This is a genomic window from Streptomyces sp. A0642 (assembly GCF_004795105.1).
Lineage (GTDB): Bacteria > Actinomycetota > Actinomycetes > Streptomycetales > Streptomycetaceae > Streptomyces.
Genome location: NZ_SSBL01000002.1, coordinates 360,603 through 375,791 on the forward strand (window position 1 = coordinate 360,603; position 15,189 = coordinate 375,791).

Annotated in this window: 11 protein-coding genes; 3 read left to right on the forward strand and 8 right to left on the reverse strand. The window is 70.5% G+C overall.

Going from position 1 to position 15,189, the window contains the following annotated elements; all coding sequences use genetic code 11:
• Window positions 1-172 precede the first annotated feature (172 nt).
• From E6R60_RS05205 to proB, 4 genes are all read right to left on the reverse strand, one after another.
• Complete coding sequence (locus tag E6R60_RS05205) at window positions 173-769, reverse strand: hypothetical protein (RefSeq protein WP_136325207.1); 597 nt, start codon at window positions 767-769, stop codon at window positions 173-175.
• A gap of 65 nt (window positions 770-834) precedes the next feature.
• On the reverse strand, window positions 835-2,118 hold the full coding sequence (locus E6R60_RS05210; protein ID WP_136325208.1) for a glutamate-5-semialdehyde dehydrogenase: 1,284 nt from the start codon (window positions 2,116-2,118) through the stop codon (window positions 835-837).
• A 76-nt stretch (window positions 2,119-2,194) separates the two neighbouring features.
• Complete coding sequence (locus E6R60_RS05215; protein WP_136325209.1) at window positions 2,195-2,695, reverse strand: hypothetical protein; 501 nt, start codon at window positions 2,693-2,695, stop codon at window positions 2,195-2,197.
• A gap of 142 nt (window positions 2,696-2,837) precedes the next feature.
• Window positions 2,838-3,923: a glutamate 5-kinase gene (gene proB / locus E6R60_RS05220; RefSeq protein WP_240802420.1), complete on the reverse strand. Its 1,086-nt coding sequence runs from the start codon at window positions 3,921-3,923 to the stop codon at window positions 2,838-2,840.
• A gap of 241 nt (window positions 3,924-4,164) precedes the next feature.
• Here proB and rfbC point away from each other — a divergent pair, with 241 nt between their 5' ends.
• On the forward strand, window positions 4,165-4,821 hold the full coding sequence (gene rfbC, locus E6R60_RS05225; protein WP_136325211.1) for a dTDP-4-dehydrorhamnose 3,5-epimerase: 657 nt from the start codon (window positions 4,165-4,167) through the stop codon (window positions 4,819-4,821).
• Here the strand turns inward: rfbC and rfbD are convergent.
• From rfbD to galE, 4 genes are all read right to left on the reverse strand, one after another.
• Complete coding sequence (gene rfbD / locus E6R60_RS05230; protein ID WP_240802421.1) at window positions 4,802-5,671, reverse strand: dTDP-4-dehydrorhamnose reductase; 870 nt, start codon at window positions 5,669-5,671, stop codon at window positions 4,802-4,804. The genes rfbC and rfbD overlap by 20 nt on opposite strands.
• A gap of 32 nt (window positions 5,672-5,703) precedes the next feature.
• Window positions 5,704-6,690, reverse strand: coding sequence for a dTDP-glucose 4,6-dehydratase (gene rfbB / locus E6R60_RS05235; RefSeq protein ID WP_136325213.1), 987 nt, complete (start codon window positions 6,688-6,690; stop codon window positions 5,704-5,706).
• Window positions 6,687-7,757, reverse strand: coding sequence for a glucose-1-phosphate thymidylyltransferase (locus E6R60_RS05240; protein ID WP_136325214.1), 1,071 nt, complete (start codon window positions 7,755-7,757; stop codon window positions 6,687-6,689). The genes rfbB and E6R60_RS05240 overlap by 4 nt, the downstream gene beginning before the upstream one ends.
• 267 nt (window positions 7,758-8,024) lie before the next feature.
• Window positions 8,025-8,996, reverse strand: a complete 972-nt coding sequence (gene galE / locus E6R60_RS05245) for a UDP-glucose 4-epimerase GalE (protein ID WP_136325215.1) — start codon at window positions 8,994-8,996, stop codon at window positions 8,025-8,027.
• A gap of 307 nt (window positions 8,997-9,303) precedes the next feature.
• On the opposite strand from galE, the gene E6R60_RS05250 reads away from it, so the two are divergent.
• Together E6R60_RS05250 and E6R60_RS05255 are read left to right on the forward strand one after the other, a co-directional pair.
• Window positions 9,304-11,535: a bifunctional glycosyltransferase family 2 protein/CDP-glycerol:glycerophosphate glycerophosphotransferase gene (locus E6R60_RS05250; protein ID WP_136325216.1), complete on the forward strand. Its 2,232-nt coding sequence runs from the start codon at window positions 9,304-9,306 to the stop codon at window positions 11,533-11,535.
• Window positions 11,536-11,558: 23 nt separating this feature from the next.
• Window positions 11,559-15,128 carry a bifunctional glycosyltransferase/CDP-glycerol:glycerophosphate glycerophosphotransferase gene (locus E6R60_RS05255; protein WP_136325217.1) on the forward strand — a complete coding sequence of 1,190 codons (3,570 nt, stop codon included), beginning with the start codon at window positions 11,559-11,561 and terminating at the stop codon, window positions 15,126-15,128.
• The last annotated feature ends 61 nt before the right edge of the window (window positions 15,129-15,189 follow it).

A 15,189-nucleotide genomic window follows, 5' to 3' on the forward strand; every position in this document is an offset into this window, starting at 1 on the left:
AGCCTCTGTGTCAGCGCGCGCGGGGCGCCCCTGTCTCTGCGCGCGCGGCCCGGCCCTGCGTCAGTGCGCGCGGGCCCCGTGTATTAGTGCGCGCGAGGACCCGTGCAGGTGCGCCCGGCCCACCCGCGCCCCGGCATCCGTGCCGACCCGTGCCGACCCGCGTCCCGGTCGGTCAGGGCGTGCGGGGGACGGCGGAGACCATCGGGCGGGAGTAGCCGGCCGCGGCGGAGGGGGCAGCCGTGGGCCCCGGCGCGCTGTCCACGCCGCTCGTGGCCGGAGGCGGGACCTGGTCCTGCCGGTCGCCCGAGGCATTGCGGAAGACGGCGCTGAAGGCCAGCACGACCATGCCGACGCCCATCAGCAGCGCGAGCAGCCACGCCACCGGCCGGTGCCAGCGGGCGGCTCCCCGGTAGGGCCGCAGGGCGCCGCCGTGCCGCCCGTACGGGCCGCCGACGCGGTACTCGTCGTCCGCGTCCAGCGGGTCGTCGTAGCCGCTGCCGGGGCCGTAGGCGCCGCCCGGCCCGTAGCCGTCGTCATAGAGGTCGTCGTCCAGCGGACCACCGCCGGCCCGGGCCCGGAAGGCGTCGGCCTCGGCACGCGCCTCGGCAGCGGCCAACAGCCGCTCGACCGCGGTCGGTTCGTGGAACTCGGCTGCCCGGACGAAATCCTCGTCGAACACCACGGAGGCGAAGTCCTCGTCCGCGCCCCCGCGGTCGTCGTCGGGCTCCCAGCCGTTCGGGAACGGCCTGCCCCCCACGTCGTCCGGCACGGTTTCAGCCTAGACCCGTGGCGTCGTTTTGGGCAGGGAGCCGGCACATTCGCCGCCCCGCACGGTCACCGCACATGGCCGTCGCCGGTCACGATGTACTTGGTGGACGTCAGCTCCGGCAGCCCCATGGGGCCCCTGGCGTGCAGCTTCTGCGTGGAGATCCCGATCTCCGCGCCGAAGCCGAACTGGCCGCCGTCCGTGAAGCGGGTCGAGGCGTTCACGGCCACCGTCGTCGAATCCACCAGCTGGGTGAATCGGCGCGCCGCGGCCTGCGAGGTCGTCACGATCGCCTCCGTGTGGCCGGACGACCAGAGCCGGATGTGCGCCACCGCCGCGTCCAGCGACTCCACGACGGCCGCCGCGATGTCGTACGACAGGTACTCCGTCTCCCAGTCCTCGGGCGTCGCCGCCACCACGGTGGCCTTGGCGCCCTCGGCGTACTCCAGGACCCGCTCGTCCCCGTGCACGGTCACCCCGGCCTCGGCGAGCGCGTCGAGGGCGCGCGGCAGGAACGCGTCGGCGACGTCCTTGTGGACCAGGAGCGTCTCCGCCGCGTTGCAGACGCTCGGTCGCTGCGCCTTGGAGTTGACCAGGATGGCGACGGCCATGTCGAGATCGGTCTCCGCGTCCACGTAGACATGGCAGTTGCCCGTGCCCGTCTCGATCACCGGGACCGTGGACTCCTCGACGACGGTGCGGATCAGGGAGGCGCCGCCGCGCGGGATGAGCACGTCGACCAGGCCGCGCGCCCGCATCAGCTCGCGTACGGAGTCACGGTTGTCGCCCGGCACCAGCTGCACCGCGTCGGCCGGCAGTCCTGAGCCGCCGACCGCGTCGCGCAGCACCCGGACGAGCGCACGGTTGGAGGAGGAGGCCGAGGACGAACCGCGCAGCAGGACGGCGTTGCCCGACTTGAGGCAGAGGGCCGCGGCGTCCACCGTCACGTTGGGCCGCGCCTCGTAGATGATCCCGACCACGCCGAGGGGCACCCGGACCTGGCGCAGGTCGATGCCGTTGGGCAGGGTCGAGCCGCGCACCACCTCACCGACGGGGTCGGGCAGCGCCGCCACGTCCCGGACGTCGGCCGCGATGGCGCGGATCCGCTCGGGGGTGAGGGTGAGCCGGTCGACGACCGACTCGCTCGTGCCTGCCTCGCGGGCGCGGGCGACGTCCTCGGCGTTGGCCGCGAGGATGTCGCTGGTGCGCACTTCGAGCGCGTCCGCGATCGCCAGCAGCGCGTCGTCCTTCGCCGCGCGCGGAAGTGGCGCGATATCGGCGGCCGCGGAGCGGGCCCGGTAGGCGGCCTGGGCGACCGGGGACAGGTTGTCGTACGGCGAAAGCGTGGTCATGCCCGCAGCGTAATGCGCACACTGCGGGCATCTCTCCCGTATCCCGTGATGCGAGACGGCTGTCCGGGGACAGGACCTAGTACGGGTGCACGCCGACGGGGGCGGCCGGGGGCGGCCCGTATCCCTCGGCGATGCGCTGGTGGTACGTCTCGCGGTCGATGACCTCCAGGCCGACGATCTCCCAGGGCGGCAGCCCGGCGCTGGAGCGGTGCTCACCCCACAGCCGCAGGGCCACCGCGGCCGCGTCGTGCAGGTCGCGGGCCTCTTCCCAGTAGCGGATCTCCGCGTGGTCGTGGGCGTAGCGGCTGGTCAGCAGGAACGGGTGGTCGTGCGCGAGCTGTTCGAGGCCGCGTCTGACCTCCTTCAGCGGAATCTCTCCGCCGGAGACGCAGAGCGTGATGTGCCACAGCTTCGAGTGGGTGCGCTCCTGGCCGGCCGGTGCCGGTTCCTGCCGGGTGGCCAGGTCGTCCCTCCGGTCCGCTGATCTGCTCGTGTCGAAGCCGGTCCCGGCTCCGACGCTGGTCAGGGCGCGGCCACCCGTCCCTCGGGGCGGCGCCCCCGGGCGCGCTCGTCTCACCGGCGGCCTCCTGTGAATGTGTTGCCGTGCTGAACCCCGCACTGTCCCTGCTACAAAGTGGACCAGCCCGCGGCCCGGCTTGGGGCGGTTTTCGTGAAGGTCTCTGCCCGAAGGCTGGACTTTCAGCCGTTTCGGGTGCTCGTCAGGCGTGGAGAACGACGAGGTCGTCCCTGTGTACGACCTCGCGTTCGTAGGCGGGGCCGAGTTCACGGGCCAGCTCGTGGGTGGAACGGCCGAGGAGCTGCGGGATCTCCTTGGCGTCGAAGTTGACGAGGCCGCGGGCGACGGGCCGGCCCCGCAGATCGCGCAGTTCCACCGGGTCGCCCGCGGTGAACTCGCCCTCGACCGCGGCGATCCCGGCCGGCAGCAGCGAGCTGTGGCGCTCCACGACGGCCCGCACGGCCCCGTCGTCCAGCGTCAGCGAGCCCTGCGGGGTGGAGGCGTGGGCGAGCCACAGGAGCCGGTCCGCCGAGCGGCGTCCGGTGCGGTGGAAGTAGGTGCCCGTGTCCCGGCCCGCCAGCGCGTCGGCCGCGTGGCTCGCCGACGTCAGGACGACGGGGACGCCGGCCGCGGTGGCGATCCGGGCGGCCTCGACCTTGGTGACCATGCCGCCGGTCCCGACGCCCGCCTTGCCGGCGCTGCCGATGCTGACACCGGCCAGGTCGGCGGGGCCGGTGACCTCCGCGATGCGGGTGGTGCCCGGGATGCTCGGGTCGCCGTCGTAGAGGCCGTCCACGTCCGAGAGCAGGATCAGCAGATCGGCGCGGACCAGGTGGGCGACGAGCGCGGCGAGCCGGTCGTTGTCGCCGAAGCGGATCTCGTCCGTGGCGACGGTGTCGTTCTCGTTGACGACCGGCAGCGCGCCCATCTCCAGGAGCTGGTCCAGGGTGCGGTAGGCGTTGCGGTAGTGGGCCCGGCGGCTGGTGTCGTTGCTGGTGAGCAGGACCTGGCCGACGCGGACGCCGTAGCGGGCGAACGAGGCGGTGTAGCGGGCGACGAGCAGGCCCTGGCCGACGCTGGCGGCGGCCTGCTGCCTGGCCAGGTCCTTGGGCCGGCGGTGCAGTCCGAGCGGGGCGAGTCCGGCCGCGATGGCACCGCTGGAGACGAGGACGACTTCCCGCTCGCCGCCGCTGCGGACCTTGGCGAGTACGTCGACGAGTGCGTCGACCCGGTCGGCGTCGAGACCTCCGGCGGCGGTGGTGAGGGAGGAGGAACCGACCTTGACCACGATCCTGCGGGCCTCCGTGACGCCCTGCCTGGCCCCTGACACGTGTATCCCCCATGGTTCGCCTCGCTGGACCCCGCAATCTACGCGAGCACGACGGGCGGCGCCTTCGCGTTCCGCACCGTGGACCCCGTTTCGTCCGCATCCGTACGGTTCCGTATCCGTTCCGCACCCCGGCTCGTTGCAGGGAATGTCGGCCCACCACGGGAAGACTCGGCGAATTTCAGGCAGAGGACGTGATCGCATGCGCCAGCTCTCCATCCCCGGGGCCTGGGTGCACGAGCCCAGAATCATCCCCGACAGCCGCGGCAGTTTCCACGAGTGGTTCAGGGCCGCGGATCTCGGGGAGGCGGCCGGTCACCCGCTGGGGCTCGCGCAGGCCAACTTCTCCCACTCGCGGCGGGGCACGCTGCGCGGGATCCACTTCGCGGACGTGCCGCCGGGCCAGGCCAAGTACGTGAAGTGCGTACGGGGCGCGGTGCTCGACGTGATCGTGGACGTCCGGGCGGGCTCGCCCACGTACAAGAGGTGGGAGGGGGTCCGCCTGGACGACACCGATCACCGGGCGGTCTATCTCGCCGAGGGGCTCGGCCACGCCTTCATGGCGCTGACCGACGACGCGTGCGTCCTCTATCTCTGCTCGGAGGGCTATGCGCCCGGGCGCGAGCGCGGCATCGATCCGCTCGACGCCGAGCTGGGCATCGAGTGGCCGGCGGGCATCACCCCGCTGCTGTCCCCGAAGGACGCCTCGGCGCCCTCGCTGGCCGGGGCGGAGGAGCAGGGGCTCCTTCCGTCGTACGCCGAGTGCGAGGCGTACTACGCGCGGCTGCGGGCGGCCGGCGCGCCGGTTCCCCGGGTGCGCGCGGGCGCGTCGCAGCCGCTCAGCCCGGCCGGCCGCTGAGCAGGGGGCGTTCCGCGGCGAGCAGGGCGGGGAACGCCTCCTCCAGTGCGGTGCGCCAGTCCCGGATGGGGTCGAGCCCGGCTGCGGCGAACCGGCCGTGCGTGAGCACACCGCACGCGGGCCGGGGGGCCGGGCGGGCGAAGGCCGCGCTGGTGGTGGGCCGGACCCGGGCCGGGTCCGCGCCGAGCAGCCGGAAGATCTCCCGGGCGAAGCCGAACCAGGTCGTCCCGCCGCCGCTGGTGCCGTGGTAGACGCCCGCCGGGGCGGTGCCGTCGAGTGCGGCGTGCCCGAGCCGGACCAGCCGGTCGGCGAGATCGACGGTCCAGGTGGGCTGGCCGTGCTGGTCGTCCACCACGTCGACGGTGTCCTTGACGCCCTCCAGCCGGATCATCGTGCGGACGAAGTTGGCGCCGCCCGCGCCGTAGAGCCAGGCGGTGCGCACGACGTAGCCGGTGTCGGGGAGGGTCTCCAGGACGGCGCGTTCGCCGGCCAGCTTGGTGCGGCCGTAGGCGCTGCGCGGGGCGGTGGGGGCGTCCTCGGCGTACGGGGAGCCGGCGTCCCCGGCGAACACGTAGTCCGTGGAGACCTGGAGCAGGACGGTGCCGTGCGCGCGGCAGGCGGCGGCGAGGACCGCGGGGCCGGTGCCGTTGACCCGCAGGGCGGCATCCTCCCGGCTCTCGGCGTCGTCGACGGCGGTCCAGGCCGCGCAGTTGACCACGACGGCGGGGCGGTGGGCGGCGAACGCCTCCCGGACGCGGTCGGTGTCGGTGATGTCCAGGGCCGCACGGTCGGCGGCGACGGCGGTGGCGCCGTCCCGGGCGAGCGCGGCCGTCAGGTCCTGGCCGAGCATTCCGGCGGCTCCCGTGACGAGCCAGAGGGGCCTCACAGGGCGGCCCTCTCCTTGAGCGGCTCCCACCAGGAGCGGTTCTCGCGGTACCACCGCACGGTCTCGGCGAGCCCGGTGCGGAAGTCCTTGCGGGGCTCGTAGCCGAGCTCCTCGCGGATCTTGGAGCAGTCGACGGAGTAGCGCCGGTCGTGGCCCTTGCGGTCCTCGACATGGAGGACGTCGGTGTCCCAGTCGGCTCCGCACGCGTCGAGGAGGAGCAGGGTGAGCTCCTTGTTGGAGAGCTCGGTGCCGCCGCCGATGTTGTAGACCTCGCCCGGACGTCCCCCGGTACGGACGAGTTCGATGCCCTGGACGTGGTCGTCGATGTGCAGCCAGTCGCGCACATGGGCGCCGTCGCCGTACAGCGGGACCTGCCTGCCCTCCAGCAGGTTGGTGACGAAGAGCGGGATGACCTTCTCGGGGAAGTGGTGGTGCCCGTAGTTGTTGGAGCAGCGGGTCACCCGCACGTCGAGTCCGTGGGTGCGGTGGTAGGAGAGGGCGATCAGGTCGCTCGACGCCTTGGAGGCGGAGTACGGGGAGTTGGGGGCGAGCGGTTCGTCCTCGGTCCACGAGCCCTCGTCGATCGATCCGTAGACCTCGTCGGTGGAGACGTGCACGAAGGTCTCGAGGCCGGCCAGGTGGGCGGCGTGGACGAGGGTGTGGGTGCCCAGGACGTTCGTACGCACGAACTCGGCGCCGCCGTCGATGGAGCGGTCCACATGGGATTCGGCGGCGAAGTGCACCACCTGGTCGTGCCCGGCCATGAGGCCGCCGACCAGCTCCGCGTCGCAGATGTCGCCCCGCACGAACGAGAACCCGGGGTGCCGGCGCACCGCGTCGAGGTTGGCCGGGTTGCCCGCGTAGGTCAGCTTGTCGAGCACGGTGACGGCGAGGTCACCGGGGCCGTCGGGGCCGAGCAGGGTGCGTACGTAGTGGGAGCCGATGAAGCCGGCGCCGCCGGTCACCAGGAGGCGGGTCGTCATGAGGAGATCTGCACCTTGCTGTGGTCGCCGAGGACGAGTCGGTGGGCGGACGGGCTCCGGGGGGCAGGGGTCACCTCGACCTCGTGGCCGATGAGGGACGCCTCGACGCGGCGCACGCCGTCGATGGAGGCGCCGCGCAGGACGATGGAGTACTCGATCTCGCTGTCCTCGATCCGGCAGTCGTGGGCGACCGAGGTGAACGGGCCGACGTAGGCGTCGCTGATCACAGAGCGGGCGCCGATGATGGCGGGGCCGACGATCCGGCTGCGGGTGACCCGGGCGCCCGGCTCGATGCGGACCCGGCCGATGATCTCGCTCTCGTCGTCCACGTGGGCGCCGGCGGTGCAGGGTTCGACGGTCTCCAGCACGGTGCGGTTGACCTCCAGCATGTCGGTGACGTTGCCGGTGTCCTTCCAGTAGCCGCGGATCGTCGTGGAGCGGACGTCGCGCTCCTGGTCGATCAGCCACTGGATGGCGTGGGTGATCTCCAGTTCGCCGCGCCAGGACGGGCGGATGGAGCGGACGGCCTCGTGGATGACCCGGGTGAAGAGGTAGACGCCGACGAGCGCCAGATCGCTCTTGGGCTCCTTCGGCTTCTCCTCCAGGGCCACGACCCTGCCGTCGCCGTCGAGTTCGGCCACGCCGAACGAGGTCGGGTCGGGCACCCGGGTCAGCAGGATCTGGGCGTCGGGCCGGTCCGCGCAGAACCCCTCGACCAGTCCGGCGATCCCGCCGACGATGAAGTTGTCGCCGAGGTACATGACGAAGTCGTCGTCGCCGAGGAAGCGCTGGGCGATCAGGACCGCGTGGGCGAGGCCGAGCGGTTCGGACTGCGGGATGTAGGTGACGTCGATGCCGAACCGGGACCCGTCGCCGACGGCCGCGCGGATCTCCTCCTCGGTGTCGCCCACGATGATGCCGACCTCGGTGATGCCCGCTTCCGCGATGGCTTCGAGCCCGTAGAACAGCACGGGTTTGTTCGCCACGGGGACCAGCTGTTTGGCCGAGGTATGCGTAATGGGACGGAGCCGGGTGCCTGCCCCACCGGAAAGTACGAGAGCCTTCACAGTTCTGCCCCACGATGAGTCGGCGGTCCTGTCGCAGCTGCGACCTACCGGGTGACCTTAGTCAGATCCGGCTGCTCATCCGCGGCGAAACAGCACCGCCGACCCGCTTACCGACTCATCCGGAGGAAAAGCGGCGGCCCCCCGTAACCATTCGGCTTTCTTTCGCACCCGCCGGGGGGTGATAAGCCCCCACACATCTGCGAGACGTCGAACTCGATGTCGAATTCTCCGGGTGCGCAGGCACCTCGGCCCACTCGGCCGCGAGGATCACGGGTGGCGGAGGCGCCACCCCTGCCAGGCGGACTCGATCATCTCGTCGACGCCGTACCGCGCCGACCAGCCCAGCTCCGCGCGGATCCGGCCGGCGCCCGCGACCACGCGTGCCGGGTCGCCGGGGCGGCGCGCGGCCACCTCGGGGACGACGTCCTCGTGGCCGGTCGCCTTGAGGATGCGCTCGGCCATCTCGCGCACCGAGCTCCCCTCGCCGCGGCCGATGTTCAGCGTGAGGTCCGTGCCGGCGGCGGCGTCCTCCAGCCGGCGTGCGGCCGCGAGGTGGGCGGAGGCGATGTCCTCCACATGGATGTAGTCGCGGACGCAGGTGCCGTCGGGCGTCGCGTAGTCGTCGCCGAAGATCCGCGGAGCCTCGCCGGCCTCCAGGCGCTCGAAGACCATCGGGATGAGGTTGAACACCCCGGCGTCGGCGAGTTCGGGCGAGGCCGCACCGGCGACGTTGAAGTAGCGCAGGGACGCACAGCGCAGCCCGTGGGCCCGGGCGGCGGCGTGGATCAGCCATTCGCCGACGAGCTTGGTCTCCCCGTAGGGGCTCATCGGCGCGCAGGGGGTGTCCTCCGTGACGAGGTCCACGTCGGGCATGCCGTAGACCGCGGCCGACGAGGAGAACACCAGCCGGTCGACGCCCGCCGCGACCATGCTCTCCAGCAGCACCTCCAGGCCGGTCACGTTCTCCCGGTAGTAATGGAGGGGGCGCTCGACGGACTCGCCGACCTGCTTCTTGCCTGCGACATGCACCACACCCGTCACGGTGTGGTCACGGATCGCCGCATCCAGGGCCTCCCGGTCCAGCACGCTCGCCGTGACCAGCGGCACGCCCTCGGGCACGCTCCCGGCGCTTCCCGTGGAGAGGTCGTCGTACACGACCACGCTCAGACCACCCGCGAGCATCGCCCGCACGACGTGCGCACCTATGTATCCGGCCCCGCCCGTAACCATCCAGGTCATTCTGTACGTCTCTCCCTCTGTGGGTGGTCCTGCCGACAGGTTCACCCTACGTGCACGGAAAATCGAATCAGACAAATAGGACTCAAGCGTATTATCGTGCGATATGAAGCCAGGCGTGGGAGACAGCCCGGGAACACCACGGGTGAAGCCGGACAGCCCCGGATGAAGGCGGGGCAAACACAAGGCCACGGCGGGCGGATGTCAATCAATTACGCTGTTCAGGTGCTCCGGCGCTCCCCCATGATTCCGCGGTGCGAATCGGCGCCTCCGCACAGACCCTGCAGACAGCTCTCTGGACTGGTGAAGGATGCCTCGACTGACACTCATCGTGCCTGCGTACAACGTGCAGGGGTATGTTCGGGAGTGCCTCGACTCCGTGCTTCAGCAGGACTTCACCGACTTCGAGGTCGTCGCCGTGGACGACTGCTCGCCGGACGGCTCCGGCGCCATCCTCGACGAGTACGCGGAGCGCGACGCCCGGGTGCGGGTGCTCCACCTGAGCGAGAACGTGGGACTGGGTCACGCCCGTAACGCCGGCATCGAACAGGCGACCGGCGACTATCTGCTCTTCCTCGACAGCGACGACACCCTGACGCCCGGCTCGCTGAGCGGCATCGCCGCCCGTCTCGACGCGACCGGCGACCCGGACGTCCTGGTCTACGACTACGCGCGCAGCTTCTGGGACGGCCGGCTGCTGCCCAACCAGCGGGCGGACGCGCTCGCCGCCGGCGAGCCCGCGGTCTTCCCCCTGAGCGAGCGGCCCGCGCTGCTCGACCTGCTGCAGATCGTCTGGAACAAGGCCTACCGCCGCGATTTCGTCGAGGCCCACGGCTTCCGGTTCCCGTCCGGGTACTACGAGGACGCCCCCTGGACGTACTCCACCCTGGTCACGGCGGAGCGCATCGCGGTGCTCGACCGCATCTGCGTGCTCTACCGGCAGCGGCGCGAGGGCGGAAACATCCTGGGCACGGTCAGCCGCAAGCATTTCGACGTATTCGACCAGTACGAGCGCGTGTTCACCTATCTGGACGAACATCCGGAATTCAATTCCTGGCGCCCGGCCCTTTTCCGCAAAATGGTCGACCAGTACCTCACGGTGCTGGAAAGGCCGGACCGCCTTCCCAAGAATGCGCGGTCCGAATTCTTCCACCGTGCGGCCGCCGATTACAGCCGCCGGATGCCCGAGGGATTCGAGCGTCCGGGCGGTGGCCGCGGTTACAAGTACGCGCTGCTCGGCATGGACTCGTATCCGGCGCTGACCGGTGTCACCCGGGCGAACCGGGTGCGGAACCGCGCACGGGCCGGCAGCAGCCGGCGCATCAACCGGGCCAAGCGCGCCGGGATGCGGATCTTCTACCAGTCGCAGCTGCGGCTGCCCGTGGACGAGAACCTCGCGGTCTTCTCCGCCTACTGGAGCAGGGGCTACTCCTGCAACCCCGCGGCCATCGACGCCGAGCTGGCCCGGCTGGCCCCGCACATCCGGCGGGTGTGGGCGGTGCGCGCGGAGCACGTGAGCCGGGTGCCCAAGGGTGTCGAGGTGGCCGTCGTCGGCTCCCGCGAGTACTGGACGGCGCTGGCCCGCGGCAAGTACTTCATCAACAACGTGAACTTCGCCGACGCCCTGGTCAAGCGCACCGGCCAGATCCACGTGCAGACCCATCACGGCACCCCGCTGAAGACGATGGGCCTCGACCAGGCCGACTACCCCGCCTCCACGAGCATGAAGATGGAGGACCTGCTGCGGCGCTGCGACCGCTGGGACTACAGCATCTCCTCCAACCGCTTCTCCACCACGGTCTGGGAGCGGGTCTATCCGTGCTCCTACACCTCGCTGGAGACCGGGTACCCGCGCAACGACGTGCTGATCAACTCCGGAGCCGCCGAGGTCGCCCAGGCCCGTCGGGAACTCGGCGTCGCGGACGGCGCCAAGGTCTTCCTGTACATGCCGACCCACCGCGAGTACCAGAAGGAATTCACGCCACGGATCGACCTGGCGAAGCTGTCCGAGGAGCTGGGGCCGGACGTCACCCTGCTGGTGCGCGGCCACTACTTCTACAAGCCCACCGGCCGGCTCGCCGAACTCCAGGAAAGCGGCCGGGTCGTCGACGTCTCCGGGCACCAGACCGTCGAGCAGCTCTATCTCGCGGCCGACGCCCTCATCACCGACTACTCGTCGGCGATGTTCGACTACGCCAACCTGGACCGGCCGATCGTGATCTTCGCCGACGACTGGGAGACGTACAAGGTCGTCCGGGGCAGCTACTTCGACCTGATGGCCGAGCCTCCCGGGGCCGTCGCCACCAGCCAGGCGCAGCTCACCGAGATCCTCCGGTCCGACGAGTGGCGGAACGAGACGTCCGCCGCCTTCCGGGCCAGGTTCCGTGAGCGCTTCTGCGACTTCGACGACGGCCGGGCCGCCGAACGAGTCGTCCGCAGCGTGTTCCTCCGCGAGGAGAGCCTCCTCCCCGTCACACCCCTTGCCGAGCGAACGCCGGCACCTTCTCCTGCCCAGGCGCTCGAACTGGTCGAGCGGGTCTGAACCGAAAGGAATCCGGAAACGCCATGGCCTCTCGGCTCAGCGTCATCGTCCCGATCTACAACGTCGAACACTATCTGGCGGCATGTCTCGACTCCCTGGAGGCACAAACCTTCCAGGACCTCGAAGTCATCATGGTCGACGATGGTTCCCCCGACGACTCGGCCGCCATCGCAGCCTCGTACGCCGCTCGTGACCCGCGCTTCACCCTGGTACGCAAGGAGAACGCCGGTCTCGGCGCGGCCCGCAACACCGGCATAGAGAACATCTCGCCGGATTCCGAGTACCTGACGTTCGTCGACAGCGACGACGTCATCCCGCCGGACGCCTACCGTCTGATGCTGAAGAGCCTCGACGAGACGGGTTCCGACTTCGCCACCGGCAACGTGTTCCACCTCAAGGGCGAGCGGTCCTGGCAGGTGCCGCTGCTGAGGATGCTCGCCGGCGAGGCGCGCAAGCGGACCCACATTTCGAAGGTCCCCAAACTGGTCGCCGACCGCATCGCCTGCAACAAGGTGTTCCGGCGCACGTTCTGGGAGAAGCACGAGTTCGCCTTCCCCGAGGGCATCCTCCACGAGGACATCCCCGTCGTGCTTCCCGCGCACTACCTCGCCGAGGCCATCGACATCATCGGGGAGCCCGTCTACTACTGGCGGCTCCGCGAGGGCGAGGCCGCGCCCTCGATCACCCAGCGCCGCAAGGAGCCGCAGGCGATCCGGGACCGGGTCACCGCGGTCACGACGGTCAGCGAATTCCTCGCCGGCCGGCCGGGCCCCGAGTTCGCCCGGTACAAGCGCGAGTACGACACCCGCGTGCTCCAGGACGACCTGCGGCTCTTCCTGAACGTGCTGCCCGACGCGGACGCCGAATTCCACGCGGCGTTCCTGGAAGCCACCAACCGCTTCCTGTCGAGCATCGACCCCCAGATCGTGATGGGCCTCCCGACCCCGCTCCGGGTGCAGTGGCTGCTGGTGCGCAAGCACGCGATCCCGGAACTGATAGCCCTGCTCGCCGATCAGCGCCGCAAGGAGCCCATCGAGGTCTCCGGCGGTCTTCGCAAGTACGCCTCCTTCGGGTCTCTGGAGAAGAGCGGCATCAGCCTGCCGAAGACGGCCCTGCGCATCGACCGGGATCTGGACCTGCGGACCTCGCTGCGCTCCGCGCGGTGGGAGGGCGGCAAGCTCCTGCTCTCCGGTGACGCCTGGATAGACAGGATCGACCTCCCCGGCCGGCGCAGCTCCATGAAGGTGATTCAGCTGCGCAAGGGCGGTTCGCGCCGCCGTCTGATCATGTCCGCCAAGAACGTCTACCGTCCGGAGCGCACCACCGACTCCGGGCAGAAGCGCTACAACTACGACTGGTCCGGCTGGGACTTCACGCTCGACCCCACGAAGCTCCGCAAGAACAACCAGTGGGAAGAGGGCACCTGGCACGTCGGGGTGGGCATGTTCACCTCCGGCCTCGTCCGCAAGGCGGGCATCGCGACCACCAGCGGTTCGGCCGCCAACTACCCGCCGTACCAGTGGCTCGACGACGAATACCGGATGGTCCCGACCATCGAGCGCAGCGCCTTCAAACTGCGCATCGAGAAGGTGCGGGCGCTGATCACCGGCCGCCGCATGGACGGCGATCACCTGGAGATCACCGGTGTGATCCGGGTCCCCCTGGCCGCCGACGAGAAGGTGCAGCTGCGGATCAGCACCGACGGGGGCGGGGAGATCATCGAGTACCCCGTCGTCCTGGAACCCCGCTCCGCCGGTCTGACCCCCTTCACGGCCCGGGTTCCGGTCGCCGACGTGGCCCTGGTGACCAGCGAGGCGGTCGAGAAGCAGGCCCAGCCCCGCAAGCGCAGCTGGAGCACCGTTCTCGTCGCCACCGGCGCCGACGAGAAGGAGCGCCGCTTCAGCACGGTCCTCAAGGAGGGCCTGCCGGATGTCGAGTTCGCGCTGCCCGAGTCGTTCGGCGCCCAGGCCGAGCGCAACGAGATCGCGGTGGTCGGCGGCAACAACGGCTACCTGAAGATTTCCGGGCGCACCCGCCGCGCGGTGATCGAGAAGATCGCCCTCCGCGACGGCCGGATCGTCATCTCCGGACGCAGCCACCCGCAGCTGACCGGCTCCGACTTCCTGGTGAAGTCGGCCAACCGGTTCGACGAGCGCATCGTCTCCGCGCGCTGGCTGTCCGAGGGCTCCTTCGAGGCCGAGTTCGACCCCTCCGTCATGGGTGGCGCGGGCAACGTCCCGCTGAAGGCCGGGCGCTGGAACTTCTTCCTGCGCCGCCCCGGCCTGACGGACTCCGACGTCCCGTTCGCCATCGACCGGCTCGCCGCCCCCGACTTCCCGCTGCACACCGTGCTGAACGGGCGGCGCTACTGGTTCGAGGCGCGCTGGATCGACTACCCCCAGCTCAACTGCCGCAGCGAGCTGAGCGACCTGGAGCGGGGCCCGTACCGTCTGCTCCAGCAGCGTCGCGAGGTCTACGAGCCCCTGCGGAACGAGCCGCTGCGCGACCAGGTCTTCTACCTGAGCTACAACGGCAAGCAGTACTCCGACAGTCCTCGCGCCATGCACGAGGAACTGGTGCGGCGGGGCAGCGACCTCAAGCACCTGTGGGCCGTCCGCGACGGCCAGGTCGTCGTGCCGGAGACGGTCGACGTCGTACGGATGTGGGGCCGCGAGTGGTTCGAGGCGCTGGCCACGTCCCGTTACATCGTGACCAACGGACACCTCCCGGAGTGGGTCGAGCGGCGCCCCGGGCAGGTGATCGTGCAGACCTGGCACGGCACCATGCTCAAGAAGATCGGGCATGACATCGACACCCTGCACTTCGACAAGGAGTACCAGAACCGCCTGGCCCTGGAGGCGAAGAACTGGAGCATGATCGTCTCCTCGAACCGCTTCAGCACTCCGATCCTCAAGCGCGCGTTCTCGTACGACGGGGAGATCCTGGAGGCGGGCTACCCGCGGAACGACTACCTCTACTCCCCGGACCGGGACCAGAGGGCCGCGGAGGTCAAGGAGCGGATCGGGCTGCCGGCCGGCAAGAAGGTCGTGCTGTACGCGCCGACCTGGCGCGACGACCAGTCGCACAGCGCGGGGCAGTACAAGTTCGACCTGCAGATCGATCTCGAGGACGCCCGTCGGCGCCTCGGGGACGACCACGTGCTGCTGATCCGGCGCCATTCCAACGTGGTGGACGCGGTGCCCGGCGCGGGCAACGGCTTCGTCTTCGACGTCTCCGAGTACCCGGACATCGCGGACCTGTACCTGGCCTCGGACATCATGATCACCGACTACTCGTCCGTGATGTTCGACTACGCGCACCTCAAGCGGCCGATGCTCTTCTTCACGTACGACCTGGAGCACTACCGCGACACCCTGCGGGGGTTCTACTTCGACTTCGAGAAGGACTCCCCCGGGCCGCTGGTGCGTACGTCGGAGGAGCTGGTCAGCTCCATCCGTGACATCGACGTGCTGTCGACGGAGTACAAGGACCGGTTCGACCGCTTCCACGAGCTGTTCTGCGACCTGGACGACGGTCACGCCTCGCAGCGCGTCGTCGACCGGATGCTGGAGCAGGCGGCCGAAGGGCACTGACGCCCGGACACCGACAGGACGAAAGGGGGCTGCCCCCGGCCGCGAGGCCGGGGGCAGCCCC